This is a genomic window from Methylomarinum sp. Ch1-1 (genome assembly GCF_030717995.2).
In the GTDB taxonomy this organism is placed as follows: domain Bacteria; phylum Pseudomonadota; class Gammaproteobacteria; order Methylococcales; family Methylomonadaceae; genus Methylomarinum; species Methylomarinum roseum.
Genome location: NZ_CP157743.1, coordinates 3258763 through 3277480, shown reverse-complemented (window position 1 = coordinate 3277480; position 18718 = coordinate 3258763). Strand labels below are relative to the sequence as shown.

17 protein-coding genes and 1 pseudogene are annotated in these 18718 nt (G+C 51.1%); 10 read left to right on the top strand and 8 right to left on the bottom strand.

The genetic code is table 11. The annotated features are described in order from the left end of the window. Positions 1-99: 99 nt before the first annotated feature. Positions 100-1188, bottom strand: a complete 1089-nt coding sequence (locus Q9L42_RS15030; RefSeq protein WP_432648848.1) for an amino acid ABC transporter ATP-binding protein — start codon at positions 1186-1188, stop codon at positions 100-102. Further along, positions 1185-2714, bottom strand: coding sequence for an ABC transporter substrate-binding protein/permease (locus tag Q9L42_RS15025; RefSeq protein ID WP_349431339.1), 1530 nt, complete (start codon positions 2712-2714; stop codon positions 1185-1187). Before Q9L42_RS15025 ends, Q9L42_RS15030 begins: the two co-directional genes overlap by 4 nt. An 85-nt stretch (positions 2715-2799) precedes the next feature. Here Q9L42_RS15025 and Q9L42_RS15020 point away from each other — a divergent pair, with 85 nt between their 5' ends. The 3 genes from Q9L42_RS15020 (at position 2800) to Q9L42_RS21505 (ending at position 4368) form a co-directional block, all read left to right on the top strand. Then, entirely contained in the window at positions 2800-3345 is a 546-nt protein-coding gene (locus Q9L42_RS15020) for a DUF6444 domain-containing protein (RefSeq protein WP_349431337.1), read from the top strand. A 115-nt stretch (positions 3346-3460) separates the two neighbouring features. Next, positions 3461-3940, top strand: coding sequence for an IS66 family transposase (locus Q9L42_RS21510; protein WP_432648847.1), 480 nt, complete (start codon positions 3461-3463; stop codon positions 3938-3940). Continuing rightward, positions 3934-4368 carry an IS66 family transposase gene (locus Q9L42_RS21505; protein ID WP_349431147.1) on the top strand — a complete coding sequence of 145 codons (435 nt, stop codon included), beginning with the start codon at positions 3934-3936 and terminating at the stop codon, positions 4366-4368. Before Q9L42_RS21510 ends, Q9L42_RS21505 begins: the two co-directional genes overlap by 7 nt. Here the strand turns inward: Q9L42_RS21505 and Q9L42_RS15010 are convergent, their stop codons facing one another. The 6 genes and pseudogenes from Q9L42_RS15010 to Q9L42_RS14985 all read right to left on the bottom strand — a co-directional run bounded on the left by Q9L42_RS15010 (position 4369) and on the right by Q9L42_RS14985 (position 11364). Further along, positions 4369-5847, bottom strand: a complete 1479-nt coding sequence (locus tag Q9L42_RS15010; protein WP_349431336.1) for a transporter substrate-binding domain-containing protein — start codon at positions 5845-5847, stop codon at positions 4369-4371. It lies immediately after the preceding gene. Then, positions 5844-7802 (bottom strand): SpoIIE family protein phosphatase, encoded by a 1959-nt coding sequence (locus Q9L42_RS15005; protein WP_305907602.1) that lies wholly within the window; start codon positions 7800-7802, stop codon positions 5844-5846. The genes Q9L42_RS15010 and Q9L42_RS15005 overlap by 4 nt, the downstream gene beginning before the upstream one ends. Then, positions 7786-8640, bottom strand: a pseudogene (locus Q9L42_RS15000) (ABC transporter substrate-binding protein); the annotation flags it as partial. The gene Q9L42_RS15005 and the pseudogene Q9L42_RS15000, both read right to left, overlap by 17 nt. An 893-nt stretch (positions 8641-9533) precedes the next feature. Continuing rightward, a complete protein-coding gene (locus tag Q9L42_RS14995) occupies positions 9534-10628 on the bottom strand; it encodes a 5-(carboxyamino)imidazole ribonucleotide synthase (protein ID WP_305907604.1) in 1095 nt (364 codons plus the stop codon). Then, positions 10625-11122 carry a 5-(carboxyamino)imidazole ribonucleotide mutase gene (gene purE / locus Q9L42_RS14990; protein ID WP_305907605.1) on the bottom strand — a complete coding sequence of 166 codons (498 nt, stop codon included), beginning with the start codon at positions 11120-11122 and terminating at the stop codon, positions 10625-10627. Before purE ends, Q9L42_RS14995 begins: the two co-directional genes overlap by 4 nt. Positions 11123-11217: 95 nt before the next feature. Then, complete coding sequence (locus Q9L42_RS14985; protein WP_305907606.1) at positions 11218-11364, bottom strand: hypothetical protein; 147 nt, start codon at positions 11362-11364, stop codon at positions 11218-11220. 135 nt (positions 11365-11499) lie between these two features. Here Q9L42_RS14985 and Q9L42_RS14980 point away from each other — a divergent pair, with 135 nt between their 5' ends. From Q9L42_RS14980 to sufD, 7 genes are all read left to right on the top strand, one after another. Further along, positions 11500-12132 (top strand): DUF6781 family protein, encoded by a 633-nt coding sequence (locus tag Q9L42_RS14980; RefSeq protein WP_305907607.1) that lies wholly within the window; start codon positions 11500-11502, stop codon positions 12130-12132. A 14-nt stretch (positions 12133-12146) separates the two neighbouring features. After that, on the top strand, positions 12147-13829 hold the full coding sequence (locus tag Q9L42_RS14975) for an ABC1 kinase family protein (protein ID WP_349431335.1): 1683 nt from the start codon (positions 12147-12149) through the stop codon (positions 13827-13829). A gap of 202 nt (positions 13830-14031) precedes the next feature. Beyond that, positions 14032-14454, top strand: coding sequence for a hypothetical protein (locus Q9L42_RS14970; RefSeq protein WP_305907608.1), 423 nt, complete (start codon positions 14032-14034; stop codon positions 14452-14454). A 71-nt stretch (positions 14455-14525) separates the two neighbouring features. Continuing rightward, a complete protein-coding gene (locus Q9L42_RS14965; protein WP_305907609.1) occupies positions 14526-14975 on the top strand; it encodes an SUF system Fe-S cluster assembly regulator in 450 nt (149 codons plus the stop codon). 17 nt (positions 14976-14992) lie between these two features. Beyond that, positions 14993-16441 carry a Fe-S cluster assembly protein SufB gene (gene sufB / locus Q9L42_RS14960; protein ID WP_305907610.1) on the top strand — a complete coding sequence of 483 codons (1449 nt, stop codon included), beginning with the start codon at positions 14993-14995 and terminating at the stop codon, positions 16439-16441. A gap of 91 nt (positions 16442-16532) precedes the next feature. Continuing rightward, complete coding sequence (sufC, locus tag Q9L42_RS14955) at positions 16533-17282, top strand: Fe-S cluster assembly ATPase SufC (protein ID WP_305907611.1); 750 nt, start codon at positions 16533-16535, stop codon at positions 17280-17282. Next, a complete protein-coding gene (gene sufD, locus Q9L42_RS14950) occupies positions 17282-18607 on the top strand; it encodes a Fe-S cluster assembly protein SufD (RefSeq protein ID WP_305907612.1) in 1326 nt (441 codons plus the stop codon). The genes sufC and sufD overlap by 1 nt, the downstream gene beginning before the upstream one ends. Positions 18608-18718 lie beyond the last annotated feature (111 nt).

The window sequence follows — 18718 nt, the reverse complement described above, 5'->3', positions numbered from 1 at the left end:
AAGTCGCGAAGCGGCCCCTTAATCTCCCTGGCCCTCTGGGAGAGGGCCAGGGAACGATCAGGCACTTGATGCTAGGGTGGCGCTCAAGCGCCATGATCGTTAGGTCTTAAGCAGCAATTGTAATCGGTTTTTGCCGTCGATCCATCTATATTCAATGCTTTCCGTCAAATTCTTAATAATCATCAGGCCCAGGTCATCGGTTAAACTCGAACTTTCGAGCGGATTACCTTCCTCTCCGCTACTTTCACAGATAATTTCGAGGCGTTCGTTCTTTTCCGAATAGGCTATGGTCATATCCAGAATGATCGTGCGCAGATAAGGATTATAGATTTGCAGCAATTCCTCCACCAATAGCAGCAAATTGTATCGGCTTTTCTTGGGCAGGATCTGCTTTTCACAAAAGGCCTCGATTTCGGCATTCATTGCATACAGATCGTAATCGGGCGAACTGATCTGGCAGCTGTAGCTGCGGACCCTGTTGATGAAAGCCCGGGTTTTTTCCCTTAACGGGCTATCGAAAATCTGTTCCGGCGGTCCGTCTTCGTAGATGATCCCCTCGTCCATGTACAAGATCCGGTTCGATACGTCACGGGCAAAATCCATTTCATGGGTGACGATCGCCATCGTCATGCCCTCCTTGGCGAGGCGACGGATGACCGACAGCACTTCTCTGACCATGGTCGGATCCAGCGCCGAAGTCGGCTCGTCGAACAGGATGATTTCCGGCTCCATAGCGAGACAGCGGGCAATGGCCACGCGTTGTTGCTGGCCGCCGGAAAGTTCGTCCGGATAACTGCCGGCTTTTTCGGCCAATCCGACCAGGCGCAACAGTTCGAGCGCTTTTATCCGGGCGTCTTGCTTGCTTATCCCTTTAAGCCTGATCGGCGCGATGGTGAGGTTTTCCAGCACCGTCAGGTGGGAAAACAGATTGAACGATTGGAACACCATGTTCATCTTCTGGCGTATTTTGGCGACATTGGTCTTCTTATCCAACATATCCTGGCCATTAATTTGAATAGTGCCGCCGCTAGGTGTTTCTAGCAAGTTCAGGCAGCGCAGCAGGGTGCTTTTGCCGGTGCCGGAAGGACCGATGATCGAGACGACTTCCCCGGTTTTTATTTCGGTGGTAATGTCCTTCAGCACGACAAGATCGCCGAATTTTTTGGACAGATGTTCTACCTTGATCATGCCTTGCTTCCTTTAAGCCGCTTATATTTGGGATCGGTAATCCGTTCCAGATATTCCAAAGACAGCATCAGCACCCAGGCAATCACGAAGTACAGGATCGCCACCATGATCAGCGGAAAAAAAGCGTCGAAGGTGCGGGCGCGAATGATATCGCTGGCCTTGGTCAAATCCTGCACTGCGATGTAGCCGACGATAGACGTCATCTTGACTAAGGAAATGAATTCCCCCTTGTAAACCGGTAAAATACGCTGCACGGCCTGCGGCAGCACGATGAAGATAAAGGTTTGTAGCTTCGTGAACCCCATTGCCATGCCGGCTTCGGTCTGGCCTTTGTCGACGCTTTCGATGCCGGTGCGGAACATTTCCGAGACATAGGCGCCGAAATTCAGGCCGAAGGCGATGATGGCGACCAGCACCGGACTGATATTGACCGACGCGAACACGACATAGAAGATCAGCATCAACAGAACCAATACCGGCATGCCGCGCAGGAGGTTGATATAGATTCTAGCGGGCAAGTTCAAAACCGTGCGTTTCGACATTCGCATGAAACAGACCAAGGCGCCGACCAGGGTCCCGAACAGCGTCGCAAAGATCGAAATGACCACAGTGGTCTTCAGTCCGTCCCAGATCAATAAGTAGCGTTGCTCGTGGATGATGTTGCTGTAAAAACTGTCGGCGACGCGGGTAAGGAAGGCTGGGGATATCGTCGCTATATTAGACGAGCTGTCGTAGGCGGCCAGGTTTTTCTTTAGAGTGAAGACGCTGGCCTTTAGGTCAAAGTAAGGCTCGGAAAAATCGATTCGGGTCTTGCGCTCGTCGGTGATCATCAGTGTGCTGTCGATCATGTCGATCTTACCGGAAGAGACGGCGGCGATCAGATTGCCGAATTCCATGTCGGCGTATACGACTTTTTTGTCGAGATAGGCGCCGAAGCGCTCGGCCAATTCGATATCGAAACCGATCAATTCGTTGTTTTGAATGACGGCGAAGGGTAGCCCTTTGTCGCTGACGGTCCCTACCACCAGTACGCCATTGCTACCCGCATTGGCGATCTCAGGCATCACGCTATCGCCTTGTTCGATCCAGCGATTCACCACGTCATCCAACACGCCGTTCGCTTGTATTTGTTTCAGGAAGGCATTGAATTGCTCCCGCAAGCCGTCATTGTCCCGGTTGAAGCCCATGCCGACCGGAATGGACAGCACGGGGTCTCCCAATAAAGCTAATTCCTTGTCTTTGTGGAAGATTTGAATCAAATTCGCTCGGTTATAAATACCGGCATCGATCTTGCCGGATCGGACCGCCAATATCAGATCGGACGGCGATTTGTACTGCAGAATCTCGGCTTCTGGGTAATGCTCGGTCGCATAGGTATCATAGACCGATCCCAACAACACACCGATGCGCTTGTCGTTGAGATCGGCGACCGTCATCAGTTTGTCGGTGGCGACGTTTCTCTTCAGCCCAAAGACGCGGGTGCCCATCTTGAAATAGGGATTGGAAAACTCGATGTAAGTATTCACACACCCTAGCTGAAAATACAAAATAATTGACAAACCGACACAAGAACATTGTACAAATCCATTAAGAAGCCTTAGTATTTATCCCATGCAACTCAGTAACCAGGACCTAAGCCAAATCGATGAAGACGAGCTTCTCAATTTACCGGAAGAGGAATTACGTTACCTATCGATTAAGTTACTTAACGACCTAAAAGAAGCGCGTGAGCGCTTAAGCCAAAATTCGCGCAACAGCTCTCGTCCACCTAGCAGCGAAGCGCCTTGGGATAAAGCAGCTACAGATAATACAAACGATCAAGAACAAACGGAGATCGATAAGTCTGCTGAAACGGAAGACACCGTCACCCCCCCGTCGCCTTCTAAAAAAGATCAGCAACAGTCCGCTGATCCTAACAATGAACATCAAGAACCCCGCAAACCCGGCAAACAACCAGGCGCACAAGGCTTTGGCCGGACACAAAAGCTAGCCATTACCCACTATCAAGATCATTACCCTGAAATATGTGCCTGCTGCCATCAAACATTAGAGCCGCGTCATGCTATCGCCTATGCCGCGTATGAAACAATCAATGTCGAATGGGGCGATGTTGAGCATCCAGGCATTCTAGTCACCCATACCAAGCACACTCTATGAAGTAGTGTGCGCCAATGGACATATCACGCGCAAAGAAGTCAGTCGTAGCAGTCATGCTCAATTGCCGGGTATTAGCCGAACTGAATGGCGTTTAGTGGGGCCTGGACTGGCAGCAATGATTGTTTGTCTTGCCTACCGTATGCGCCTATCGCGTGAGCGTATTCAGGAATTTTTATATGACTGGTTAGGTATTAAATTAAGTGTTGGCACCATCAATAATACCCTGCATGAAAGTGGCGCAGCGGCTATGCCGCTTGAAGATGAGTTTGCACAAGAAATCATTAACAGCGAATTGCTGCATGTAGACGAAACCTCCTGGATGGAGCACACGACTTTTCTTTGGTTATGGGTGTTCAGTACGAATCGCGTCACAGCCTATTGGATTGCTACGCGTAGCGCTGAATTATTGGAAAATCTTTTAGGCGACGACTTTAATGGTTGGTTAATGAGCGATGGCTACACGGTTTATCGCAAATATCTGAGTCGGTTACGTTGCTGGGCTCATCTTCTGCGTAAAGCGAAAGGGCTCAATGAAAGCTTAAACAGAGACGCCCAGCTTTTGGTCAACAAACGCACGATTTACTGGCTGTGTTGATAGGTGCGGTACGCAAAGCGCGAATAACACCACCTGATACGCCACTTTCTGAAACTTATCGCCTGCAATTACTGCTCTATCAGCAGATGTGTATACAAATGAAAACCCATGAACATAAGAAAACAGCAGCATTAGCCACGGAAATGCTAAATGACTGGACAGCTATTTTTCAAGTTCTGGATCAACCGCATCAGCCCTTAACGAATAATGAAGCGGAGCGAGCGTTGCGCCACTGGGTTATTTTACGCGGCATTTGCTATGGCACGCGCTCGGAAAATGGGACGCGTGTGTTCGCTATTTTAATCAGCGTCATTGAAACCTGCCGCAAAAGAAATCAGTCACCGTGGATTTATTTGGCACAAGTGATCGCAAGTCAGCGGTCAGGCTTGCCGGTACCGGCCTTGCCAATTGTTAGGGTGTCTGAATAATTACAACTCGATTTGTTTTTTTCTTTCTTCGGTGACATAGATTGAGCTGATAATGATGTCGGCCTTGCCGGTGGAGACGGCGGCGATCAAGCTGCCGAAATCCATGTTGTTGAATTTTACTTTTTTGCCGAGATAGGCCGCGAATCGTTTCGATAACTCGATGTCGAAGCCCACCCATTGGTTGTCTTGAAGCGCGACAAACGGCATCCCCGCGTCGCTGACACCGACGACCAGAACGCCATTGTTTTTGCTGTTTTCGATAACAGGCATTTGGGTATCGCGTCTTTCCATCCAGCGCCGCAGCATGTCGGCGTAAACGCCGTTTTGCTTGATCTGTGCCAGAAATTCATTGAACCGATTCCTGAGTTGCGGATTGTTTTTGTTGAATCCGGCTGCTACGTCAAAGTCGAACAAGGAGCCGCCCAGCAAAGCCAAACTTTCGTCATGACGCATGATTTCGCGTAGCGGCTCGGCATCGTACAATGCGGCGTCGACCTTGCCGGTCTTGACCGCTAACGCGACATCGGCCGGGGACTTGTATTGAAGAATCGTCGCATCGGGATAGTGTTCGGTAGCATAGGTGTCGTGAGCCGAGCCCAGCAGCACGCCGATGCGCTTGTTTTCCAGGTTTGCGACGGAGGAAAGTTTTACCGATTGCTTGAGCGTTGTTTTCGGGTCGTCGGCGAACCCGGTTGATGGCGCTCGTTTAACCAGCATCACTTGAGCGTTGGCGTAATACGGCTGGGTAAAATCGACAAACTGACTGCGTTCCTGGGTTGCCGTCTTGCCGGTGACGATGATGTCGACCTTGCCCGATTGCAGGGCAGGGATTAGCGCCATGAATTTCATGTTGTAAAATTCGACCGGACGCTGCAGTTTGGCGCCGATAATTCGGGCAAATTCACCGTCATGACCGCTGACCCTGCCGTTTTTGTCGACAAAACTGAACGGTTCCCGTGTCGCGCTGACCCCTATTTTGAGCGGCTTCCCTTCGCTCGGCAGGGTAATGTTTAATTCTATATAAGGGCTTAAATCCGGTTTGAACCAGCGCTTTTTCATCGAAGCGAGCGTGCCGTCATTTTTCAGTTCATCGATGAGTCGGTTCAACGTGGCGAGTAACTCGTCATTGCCTTTCCTGACCGCAATCGCGGTATTTTCGTGAGCTAGCGGTTCGGACAACACGGTGAATTCCGGGTTCTTTTTCGACACCTGAAGCGCAGCGGGAAATGCCGTCACGATGGCATCCAATTGTCCGGATTTCATTGCAGCGACGGCATCCATGATGTCGTCGAAGCTTTTGACCTGAGCCTGAGGAAATCTTACGAGCGTGATGGCTTCACCGGTGGATCCGGTCATAACCCCGATTCTTGCTTGTTTTGCATCATCGAAACGGCTGATGACGATTTCGTTTTTTCTGCATCCGCTGAAAAACACAACGGTCGCCAGCAAGATCATCAAGATCGGTATTGCCTTTTTCATCTATTCTCCTTGCGTATAGTAGCCGGCGGCTTCTTTGCCATTTTTATCGCTAACATCGTGATGTCGTCCGACTGGGAAGCCCCGTCGGCATGACGAGCGACTTCCGAACCTATGTAATGGACCATGTGCATCACGTTTGTATCAGGGGCGGATTGCAACGCATTCAGCAAGCGCTCTTCACCCAAAAGTTCCTCTGATGGATTTTTTGCCTCGGTCACACCGTCGGTATAGAGAAACAGGAGGCCTTCCTGTTCTAATTGGAGTTGTTCGGTTACAAAGACCGTGTCGTCCATCGCCCCCAGCATCAAGCCCGGCTTCGGCTTCAGGTATCGTGCGCCCCGTGAATCGGTAATCAGCGGCGGGTTGTGGCCGGCATTGGCGAAGCGAACGTATCCGCTGGTTATGTCGAGGATAGCGCAGAATACCGTCGTAAACATGCAGCTTTCATTGTCCGCCGCAAGAATGGTGTTGACGGAAGATAAAATCTTGTCCGGTTCCCCTAGACGCTGCCCTTCGGTCTTCAGCAGGGTTTTTGCCACCATCATATACAGGGCGGCGGGAACGCCCTTGTCGGAAACGTCGGCAATCAGAAAGCAGAGATTGTTCTCGTCGATGAAAAAGAAGTCATAGAAATCGCCGCCGACTTCTTTGGCGGGAACCATCGATGCGTAGATTTCAAATTCGGGATGATCGGGGAAGGGCGGAAAGATGCGTGGCAACAGACTCGCCTGAATATCGGTCGTAACCTTGAGCTCGCTCTGAATGCGTTCTTTGGCCGCCGTGGTCTCGGTCAAGTTTTTGATGTATTCCTTCAAAGATTGCTCCATGACCTGGAAATCGTGAGTCAATACGCTCACTTCGTCATTCGACTTCGGCATCGGCAATGCAACCTCGAAGTTTCCAGTCGCGATCTGATCGGTCGCCGCGGTCAATAATTGCAAAGGTTTGACGATCGTCTTGGCAATGTAAATGACTGCCAGAATCAATAGCAATATCCCGACGAATCCCATCGACGCCATGGTCATGCTCAATTTGCGAACATTTTCCAGTAGCTCTGTCTCCGGGAAGACGACGGCCAACGACCAGCCGGTCGAAGGGATCGGCGTGTAATACAACCAGCTGTTAATGCCGACCAAGCTGGTGTAATGGACGAAACCGGACTCGCCCCTGACCATTTTTTTGCCGAGTTCCCGCAGCGAAGTGTCATGGCGTCCCTCCGCAATGCTGAAAAAGGTTTCGTTCATGATGGCGTCCTTCATCGGGTGAGCCAGCACCATGCCGTTGCGGGAAAGCAGGGCCGCGTAGCCGGTCCTGAGGATTTTGACCGAACTAATGTATTCGGTCAGGGCTTCGAGAGAAATGTCCGCAGTTACGATACCCTGGAGTTGTTTCTCGTCATCGCCGTGCTTATAAAACGGAACCGAACAGGTCGACATCAGAATGTTGCCGGCGCCTTCATCGAAATAAGGTTCGCTCCATTCGAGTTCGCCTAACTCACGGGGTATCTGATACCAATCCCAGTATAGGTATGGCAAGTGTTGGTAGGAAACTTCCAACCGTTCAAAGCTAATTGTCCCGTTTTTCCGGTAATAATAGGGCGCATAGAGACGCTCATTGGTGCTGAAGGCATAGGGTTCGAAGGCGACGGCCGAGCCATATATCTCGGGATTGTCTGCGACAGTGGTTTTGAGCAGCGTCAGTAGCTGCTGTTTCTTATGCTCGTTAACTTCCAATGAGCGCGCCATCCCTTCCGCCACTTTGGCAACCGCCGTTAGCTGAGTCTCTATACGATAGACTATTGACATGGCGAGATTGCGAGCGTTGCTTTCCAACTCTTGCTGCAGGATGGTACGGGATCGATAATAGTTGTAGCCGAGCGTCACAGAAAAGATGATAGCGCTGAACAGCGTGATGACCAGAACGAGTCTGGCGGCGATGCTACTTTTCCTCGGCATCGGTCCTCCAGACAAAGGCATTGTAATCGGGATAGTCGCCGATCAGGCCTTGTTCTTGCATGGTGCGGCCTACGGCCTCGTAATCCTGCTCCCGCAATTCGCCGAGTCTGGTTTGTGTGTCGGCAGGCATCATCAGATCCCGCATTCGGTCGAGCATCCATCGCTGGTGAACTCGGTTGGCGGGTAAATGAGCTTTTTGCATGTAATCGATGACGATATCCAGCGCTTCGTCGGAATGATCAAAGGCATAGCGCCATCCCTGCAACGAAGCTTCGACGAATGCCGTCGCCAGCTCGGGGTCAAGAGAAACTGTGTTTTCCAGCGCGTAAATCCCATCCTCCAGAAGGTTCATGCCTTGGTCTCTGAGGAAAAAGACGTTTAACTCCTCAGGATCGATGCCGGAATTAATAATCGTATGATACTCGTTGAACCACATCGCGGAGGTCACATCGATGCCGCCGCGCAGAAACAGATTGACGGTATGCGACTGACGCACTGCGTGAATCTTAATGTGGTGTTTGGCGAACAAGGCGCGAGGCGGAATAGATACTTCTCCTTCCCATAGCCCTACCTTTTTGCCGTCCATGTCGGCAATGGCGTTGATTCCGGATGTCTTCTTTGCAATCAGCAGCATCGACGAACGTTGATTGGTTTGAGCCAAGTTCACCAGTAAAGTCCCTGCAGTACGATGCCGTAGGGCGGACGTCAACCACAAAATGGCAAAGTCGGCGACGCCTTTCTGCAGCGCGTCAACGGGAGAATGGCCGGGGCCAGCCCTGAGAATCGTTAGATCAATGCCATGCCTGGCATAGATGCCTTTGTCGAGCGCCACATAATAACCGGCGAACTGCGCCTATGGCTCCCAAAGCGGCATCAGGGAAGCTTTCTTGAGTGGCATCTCGGTTGCGTCAACAGGAAATGCAATAGCCCAAAAAATGAAAAGGTACATCACGGCGGAGATTGAATCACTCCATATTTGAGGGTAACTCTTAGATGACATTTTACTCATGACCCATTTGTTTACCCTTCCGGGCAAGGCTATCCCACTCAATATACTACCCGTCTTGTGAGTTATAGTAATTTCTGTTGCATCAGAAGAAAAGCATAAAGCGCTAGCTGGCTCAATCGGGATGTCAAAATCGGGTATCCATTCTCAACCAGCTGTCGTCACCGCGCTAACACTGAATGTTCTTATTGATAATAACCGGAGAAATGGATTTTACAGATTTAACTGTGGAAAGAACTCGCCATCTTTGTGGTTATGCTTAACCCCGGAGATTGTGCTAACATGATTCGGTCGTCTGGACAACCATGTTTCTGAAAACACTAGAGGGATTAAAATCTCCGCCATCAAAGAAATGGTTATGTTAAGCGCCAAGGTGGAAGACGCTGCCTCCTTGGCATGGGGGCGCCCTCATTTAGAACACCGGGAATTGATCTGCGAACGCCTCGATGCAGTGTCACACGTCTTCACATACAACAAACCGGAAGGAGCTTATTGTAATCCCTAAAATTGTGGCCAAACATCAAGATTCCCATGAATTTTCGCTACGACTGTTAAACGACGCCAAGGTTACCGTCACACAGGGCAGTGCCGGCGAGCATCATGTCAGAATGGCTTATTACGTTTCGAACGCCATGATTAATCGTGCTTTCGATAGAATTGAAGCCTTATACGGAACGTAAGCTCTAATACTGCTCGTCATGTTCCTTGTGGCTGGAAGTGATTGATCAGGAATCGTCGCTGGCTTCGGCCAGGATGATCAGTTGTTGCAAGGATTCCTTGTATTGTTCGGCGTCATCCGAACGGATCGTCGCATGGGCGACTTTGCGGCCTTTGCGGGCGGTTTTGTCATAAAGATGTAAATGAGCATGCGGTATCTTTAATACCTGTTCGGTATCCGGCATACCGCCGATGAAATTGACCATCGCGGTATGACCGCGCGCCTGGGTCGAACCCAACGGTAAATCGAGTATCGCGCGCAGATGATTTTCAAACTGGCTGGTTTCGGCGCCCTCGATCGTCCAGTGGCCGGAGTTGTGGACGCGCGGGGCGAACTCGTTGGCCAATAATTGGCCGTTGACGTCGAACAGCTCCAAAGTAATGACGCCGACATAATTTAGCGCCTCCAGTAGTCGAGTCACATGGCTTTCGGCGGCTTCCTGCAGGGGATCGACTTCGCGGCATTCCGCGACACGTAAGATACCGCCGCTGTGGCTGTTTTCAGACAATGGATAAAAGGCCACCTCTCCACCCGGGCGCCGGGCGGCAATGATCGAAACCTCGCGCTGGAAGGGGATAAAGCCCTCGACGATCGATGGCGCATCCTGCATGGACGCCCAGGCATAGGCCAGTTGTTCGGCCGATTTCAACACGACCTGCCCCTTGCCGTCATAGCCCAAGCGTCGGCTTTTTATAATGGCGGGATAGCCGATTTCAAGCATGGCCTTTTCCAGGTCTTCCAGGCTATTGATCGGTGCAAACGGTGCAGTGGGAATATCGAGTTGATGGAAGAAGTTTTTTTCGGTCAGGCGATCCTGAGAAACCTCAAGGGCCTTGGCCGGCGGATAGATGCAGGTGTGATCGCTAAGAAACTTGGCGACGTCGGCTGGCACATTTTCGAATTCATAGGTCACGATATCGGCGGTTTCGGCCAATTCGCCGAGCAGCTTCATGTCGTCATAAGCGCCGTGCAAATGTTTGCCTAGTCCGACGGCGCCGGCATCGGCGCCCGGGTCGAGGATGGTGAAATGCTGCGCCAATGGATAGCCGGCCAGGGCAATCATGCGGGCCAACTGGCCGCCGCCTAAAATTCCTATGTTCATTGGGTCACCTTACGGGGGTCGGGGGTGGCTGTTACGCTATCGGTTTGACGTTGCCGGTAATCGGTCAGCGCTTGACGGTATTCCGTGTGCTTGTTGCTGATGATGGCGGCGGCCATCAGGGCGGCGTTGATGGCGCCAGCGCGACCGATGGCCAGGGTGCCGACCGGAATGCCGGCGGGCATTTGCACGATCGATAATAATGAGTCCATGCCATTCAGCGCTTTCGATTGCACCGGTACGCCCAGCACCGGTAATAGGGTTTTGGCGGCGGTCATGCCGGGCAGGTGGGCGGCGCCGCCGGCGCCGGCTATGATAACTTCAAGGCCTTTGTCTTCGGCGCCTTCGGCATACTGAAATAGTTTATCAGGGGTCCGGTGCGCAGACACCACTTCCACTTCATGCGGTATGTTCAGTTGTTGCAGCGTTTGCGCGGCATGTTGCATGGTCTCCCAGTCGGAAGTCGAACCCATGATAATGCCAATCAATGCGGTCATGCACAATCTCCTGTATCAGCAGCCTATAGCCGTTTAATAGCGGTAAAAATTTTTAAATCGGAAATTATCTCACAAATGATCTGTGTTGTGAGTAGTCAAATCGGCAAAATTTCATTACTTAACTGGGTGCGATAACTGGCAATGGCATTAAAGCCGGGGTAAGTAATGAAATCGTCCAAGGTTTCTTCCATCCAGGTGAGGAAAAGTGTGGATTTTCCTAGGCAATGTCTTTGCTTTAACATAGAATTTTCTAATGAATTGGTGCTCGTCATATAGCAAGGTCTGCTCTCCTGCCGAGGGGGGAGGAGGGCGATACAAATCAGTGTTATGATCAATCCAGCAGACCCCTCTATCATCCATTAACCCGGAGTTGCAAAATGAACGATACGACTACACAGCAAGTTGAAAACACGGTCCGTGAAGCGGTTGAATCAGGCGAGGATATTTATCAAAAAGTCCGGTCGATTACCTTGAAGGCCTTAACTGAGCGAGAGCTCGACCGGGATAATATCGCCGATGTTGTGCAAGCGGTTGGCGAGGGTATCAGAACCGGTATGGGCGCACAATATGAAACATCTCGAACGGCGTTTCAAGAATCGACGCAGGCCCTCGACGATGCCTTGGCCAGCACCGCCGAGGCGACCAAGCTGGCGGTGGAGGAAGCCGCTTCGAGAATGGATGAGTTTTCCAGGACGGACCTAAAGAGAACGACGGATGATTTGAAAGGATTGGAAGAGTTATTTCTGGAAACGATGGGGAATATCGCCAAAGACAGTCAAGGGGTTATGTCCGATGTTGTCCGGGATTTTATTAGCCATGCCCAGACCAAGGGCACGGCGGTGGGAAAACAGGCGGAATTGGTGTTGGACCGGATTAAGCATGTGGTGTTAAGTGGCGAGCATTCGGCGTTGTCCTCCGCCCGGGAAACGACATCGACGCTAGCCAGGATTGGTAGCGGCTTTTTGGCCGGCATTGCCGAAAGTTTGCAGAGCGAGTCTGGCAAAAAATAACGCAAGGATAATCTATGTTATGGGAAATGCTTAATGCCGCCCGCGACCTTGGGCGCATGCAGGAAATTGCCGGGGTTTTGATTCGCTACGGCTTCGGCAGTTTTGTCCATGTCATTGGTATAGCTCATGCGCTGGAAAAAGTAGGACGGACACTGCATTGGCATCATGTCGAAGATTACAGTCGTATGGATACCGCCCAGCGTCTGCGCAAGGTGCTGGAAGAACTGGGGCCGACCTTTATCAAAGTCGGGCAAATCCTGGCGACTCGGGTCGATTTGTTTTCGCCGGCCTTCATCACCGAGTTCGGGAAATTACAGGATCAGGCGCCGCCGATGGATTTTGAGGCGTTGCGACCGCAGCTGGAAGATGATCTGGGTGGGAGTGTCGATGACATCTTTCTGCAAGTCGACAGAGAGCCGCTGGCGGCGGCGTCGCTGGCTCAGGTGCATAGAGCGGTCTTATTGGACGGCACGCTGGTCGTATTAAAGATTCGTCGGCCAGGCATACGCAAGATCGTCGAAGCGGATTTGCGTTTGCTGTCCCGCTTGGTGGAAATCGTTGAGGCGGATACGCCTGAATTCAGGCGCTATCATCCAAAAGAAGTGGTGCGCCAGATTACCCAGTCCCTGCGCAGGGAGATGGACTTTGCCGCCGAATGTCGCAGCGCGGAGAGGGTGGCGGCGAATCTGCTCGAAGATAGTAATATCATCATTCCCAGGGTTTATTGGGAATGGACCGGCGAGCGTTTGAATGTGCAGGAATATATTCGCGGCATTCCTGGAAAAAATCTGCAGGAAGTCGATGAAGCCGGCTTGGATAGGAGGCAGTTGGCCGAACGCGGCACCAAGGCGGTCATCAAGATGATCATGGAAGACGGTTTTTTTCATGCCGACCCTCATCCGGGCAATGTCTTCTACCTACCCGATAATAAGCTTGCCTTCATTGACTTCGGCATGGTTGGACGTTTGACCGAAGATCGGCGTGAACAGGTCATCAGTTTTTTGTATGGCATGATTAATCAGACTCCGACCAAGGTCGTGGAAATACTCGAGGACTGGTCGGATGTGATTCAAACCGATGAACAGGCGTTGGCGATCGAAATCGAATCTTTTGTCGATCAATACAGTTCGCTGCCGCTGAAGGATCTCAGCCTGCCGATGATGATGGGGGACCTGATGGCTATCTTACGCGACCATAATTTGTCGTTGCCGGCCGATTTGGCCTTGCTGATTAAAGCCTATATCACATTGGACGGCTTGGGTCGTCATCTCGATCCGGAATTTCAGACACTGGCTTTCGCCACGCCCTATATCAAGGAATTGATGGTCGCCCGCTATCAGCCGGATGCGATCGCCAAACGAGGGTGGCGGAACTTGGTCAGCGTCGTCGACTTGATGTCCAGCTTTCCGAAGGAGTTGCATCACTTGTTGCGCGCATCGAGGAAGGGAGCGATTCAGGTCGAAATCAATGTGCGCCGCTTGGACCAGTATGTCGATAAAACCGACCGTGCGATCAGCCGTTTGACGATGGGGATCGTGACGGCGGCCTTAATTATCGGCACATCGATTATTATGACAATCAGAGGAGGGCCGGAAATCATGGGCTTGCCGGTGTTCGGTTTTTTTGGCTATATGTTTGCGACCTTTGGCGGTATTTGGCTGTTGTTTTCCATTTGGCGCAGCGGCAGAAGTCGTTAGCATAGGCAGCAGTGATTTTTGCGGAATAATCCATCAACTCTATGGTTGTGAAGTATCCAGGCAAGTTATGACTCCTCTGATTTAATGCTAAAGGTCTTCCGAATGGATGAAGCATTTTACAGAGTATATGCGAGTGCCTTCAGGGGCGCTTAATGGTCGCTTGCTAGATTGAAGGTTTTGTCATTATTTTCTCGCCTTAATCATGTTTCGAATTTTTTCCTTCATTTCTTTGATCTTGTTATCCCTACCGGCCAGTGCGCAAATGACTCGCTGCACGTTGACTTATAGTCTGCAGGGCTGGTCATTTTTCTATCAGGAATATAGAGGCAGTGGCGTGGTCAGTTGCCGCAATGGTCAACGCGCCAGTGTTGCCATCGTCAGCCGAGGGGGTGGAGCGACCCTCGGTAAATCAGAGATCGATAACGGCAAGGGCGTCATTTCCGATGTCAGAAGCATAGAGGAGGTCTTTGGGACCTATGTGTATCTCAATGGTCATGCCGGTGCGACTCGCTCCGCCGAGGGGCGGGTGATGACTAAAGGTCTGGTCTCGCTGGCTTTATCAGGATTCGGGCGCGGCTTCGATCTGGGCGTGGCGATCGGCGCATTTTCGATCAAACCAAGATAAAATAAAATTCCCTAGTACTTTACTCTGGAATTAAATGGGACTAAAATGGTCCACAATCATGTGGAGAGGCTATGTTGAAGCTGAGTAAGTTAACTGATTACGCCACCGTCATTCTGAGTTGTATGGCGAGGGATGACAGCAGGGTGCATGCCGCTCTGGAAATTTCCGAGGCGACCGGTATCGCTCAGCCTACAGTCAGCAAGGTATTGAAAATGTTGGTTAAAGCGGGGGTGCTAAGTTCGGTGCGCGGGGCCAAGGGCGGTTATGCGCTGACCAGGACTCCGGAAAAAATTACCGTAGCGACGGTCATTAGCGCCGTGGAAGGCCCTATCGCATTGACTGAATGCAGTCAATCGCACAGGAGCTGCGAGCAGGCCAGCGGTTGCCACATTCAGGGGCACTGGAATTTGGTCAACCAGAAAATTTTTAATGCGTTGGAGTCGGTGACGCTGGCGGATATGATCCTGCCGGTCAGGTCGCCGCAGGAAGTGGCGATTCCCGTTACCAGTTTATATCGTTAATAACCGTAAGAGTGTTTATGTCATCAAGTACACAAGAAATCGAGCAACTGATCGATCGGGAGTACAAACAGGGTTTTGTGACCGAACTGGAAGTGGATACTTTTCCGCCTGGCTTGGATGAGGAGGTTATCCGTCGACTATCTTTGGTCAAAAAAGAACCGGAGTTCATGCTGGAATATCGATTGCAGGCGTTTCGGCATTGGCAGGAGATGACGTCACCGGATTGGGCGCAGCTGAATATCGATCCGATCGATTATCAGGCGATCAGTTATTATTCGGCGCCGAAGAGAAAAGATGATGGACCGAAAAGTCTCGATGAAGTTGACCCTGAGCTGCTGGAGACCTATAAGAAACTAGGCATTCCGTTGGATGAACAGGAACGCTTGGCCGGTGTTGCCGTGGACGCCGTTTTTGACAGCGTATCAGTGGCGACGACGTTCAAAGGCAAGCTTAGCGAGGCGGGAGTGATTTTCTGTCCGATATCCGAAGCCTTGATTAAATATCCTGAGCTGGTCAAACAATATTTGGGCACCGTCGTGCCGCCGGGCGATAATTTCTTTGCCGCACTGAATTCGGCGGTGTTTACCGACGGCTCGTTCGTATACATACCCAAAGGCGTACGCTGTCCGATGGAGCTGTCCACCTATTTTCGCATCAATGCCGCCAATACCGGCCAGTTTGAGCGCACCTTGATCATTGCCGACGAAGGCAGTTATGTCAGTTATCTGGAAGGCTGTACCGCACCGATGCGTGATGAAAATCAGTTGCATGCCGCGGTGGTTGAATTGGTGGCCTTGGACAATGCCGAGATCAAATATTCCACGGTACAAAATTGGTATCCGGGCGATAAAGACGGCAAAGGCGGTATATACAACTTTGTGACCAAGCGGGCGGAATGCCGGGGCGTTAATTCCAAGGTTTCCTGGACCCAGGTTGAAACCGGTTCGGCGATTACCTGGAAATATCCCAGCTGTGTGCTGTTAGGCGACAATTCGGTGGGTGAATTTTATTCGGTCGCGTTGACCAATAATCTGCAGCAGGCCGATACCGGAACCAAGATGATTCATATCGGAGAAAATACTCGCAGCACCATCGTATCCAAGGGTATTTCCGCCGGCAAGGCGCAAAACACCTATCGCGGCCTGGTCAAAGTCGGTAAAAACGCCAGGCACGCCCGCAACTATACCCAGTGCGACTCGTTGCTGGTAGGCGATCGCTGCGGTGCGCATACTTTTCCTTATGTCGAGGTCAAGCAGCCTTCGGCCCAGGTCGAGCATGAGGCGTCCACGTCGAAGATCAGTGAAGACCAGTTGTTCTTCTGTCAGCAGCGCGGTTTGTCCGCCGAAGATGCCGTGTCGATGATCGTCAATGGCTTCTGTAAGGAAGTCTTCAAGGAACTGCCGATGGAATTCGCCGTTGAGGCGCAGGCCTTGTTAGGCATCAGCCTGGAAGGGGCTGTCGGTTAACTTATTGCAACGATTATTTAGCTCGGGTTTACCCTAAGGCAAGAATTGGCCGCGTGGATATGACCCGACACACTAACAAACAGGTAAACAAATGCTCAGCATAGAAAATCTTCACGTTAATGTCGATGATAAAGCCATTCTGAAGGGCTTGAACTTACAGATCAATCCGGGCGAGGTGCATGCCATCATGGGACCTAATGGGGCCGGAAAAAGCACGTTATCTCATGTCCTGACGGGAAAATCCGGTTACACGGTGACCGAGGGTTCGGTTAGCTATCAAGGTAAGAATTTGCTGGAACTAGACCCGGAAATACGTGCTCGGGAAGGCATTTTTCTCGCCTTTCAATATCCGGTCGAGATTCCTGGTGTCAGCAATATTTATCTGCTTAAAGCGGCCTTGAATTCGATCCGCAAATATCGTGGTTTGAGTGAAGTGGATGCGATGGATTTCCTGGCCTTGGTCAAAGACAAGGTTGAATTGCTGCAGATGGATGAAAAGTTTTTATACCGCGCCGTCAATGAAGGTTTCTCCGGCGGCGAGAAAAAACGTAATGAAATCCTGCAGGCGGCGGTGTTGGAGCCCAGGCTTTGCATACTAGATGAAACCGATTCCGGTCTCGATATCGATGCGATGAAGATCGTCGCCGACGGTGTTAATTCGCTGCGTTCGGCAGAGCGCTCGTTCTTGATGATTACCCATTATCAGCGTTTATTGGACTATATCAAGCCGGATTTCGTCCATGTTCTGGCGCATGGTCAAATCGTCAAGTCCGGTGGAGCGGAACTGGCGCTGGAGCTGGAAGAAAAAGGTTATAGCTGGATTGAAGAGCGGGCGGCATAATGAGCGTGGAGCAAGCAATCAACCGTTATACGGCGGACTTTCAAGACATTGTCGAACAACTCCCGGGACAATCGCTGTCCTGGCTGCGGGATTTTCGCGCCGAGGCATTGACGGAGTTTTCCGGACGCGGTTTTCCCTCGATACATGAGGAAGAATGGCGCTATACCAATGTTTCGGCCATCGAGAAAAAACGTTTTACGTCGGTGCTTACCGCGGATTCAGCCGAAATCGATGCCAGCGAGATAGAAAAGCATCGTTTGCAAGATGCCTGGACGGTCGTGTTGGTCAATGGGCGTTTCGCGCCGCAGTTGTCCGATTTGGAAGGCATGGCCGACGAGGTGACGGTGATCGGCATGGCCGACGCGCTGGAGACCGATGCTGAACGGGTTAGGAAATATCTTGGGCAAGCGGTCGCGCATACCGAACATGGTTTTGTCGCCTTTAACGGCGCCTGGTTCAGCGACGGGATCTTCATTCATGTGCCGGCGAAAACAACGTTGACTAAATCGTTGCAGATATTGCATGTGGTGAGTCAGCCGGAATTGTTGGCGACGACGCGAAATTTGCTGGTTGTCGACGCCATGGCGGAAGCGCAAGTCATCGAAACCTATGTCGGCGCCGACCAAGCCTATTTGACCGCGACGGTGAGCGAGGTGTTTGTCGCCGAGAATGCCGGCCTGACCCTGTATAAGATGCAGACCGAATCAGACAAGGCTTATCACTTTGGCGGTACTTATGTGAAGCAGGCCCGTGACAGTCGTTTTCGCCACGACAACTTTGCCTTTGGCGGCTTGTTGGCTCGAAATGACATACACAGCGATCTGGACGTCGCATCGGAATGCGATTTGAACGGCCTGTATCTGGGCGGCAAGCGTCAGCATCTGGACAATCATACCCGCATCAATCACTTAAAACCTCATGGTATCAGCCGTGAGCAATATAAAGGTGTATTGGCTCAGCGGTCTAGAGGCGTGTTTCAAGGTAGGGTGGTTGTCGCCGAGGATGCGCAGAAAACCGATTCGGAAATGAATAATCGGAATTTATTGCTATCCGATGATGCGGAAGCGGATACCAAGCCGCAGCTGGAAATTTATGCCGATGATGTAAAATGCGCTCACGGTGTGACGGTAGGGCAATTGGATGAAAAATCGATTTTTTATCTGCAATCGCGCAGCATCGATGTAGAGACGGCTCGCAACATGCTTACTTTCGCATTCGCCAACGAGATGGTCAATAAGATTAAAATCAAAAGCTTACATGATTTGGTCTTGGCTCATTTGCTGCGGCGTTTTCCGCAACAGGGCATCGACATGAACTGGCTATAAGGTAATTCTTATGCTGAATAGTTACCATCGTTTAAGGATAGGATTCTAAAATCCTCATCATAAGTAATAAAACGTCGCCGTTTAGCAAGAAAACATTCGGTAACGTTAGGA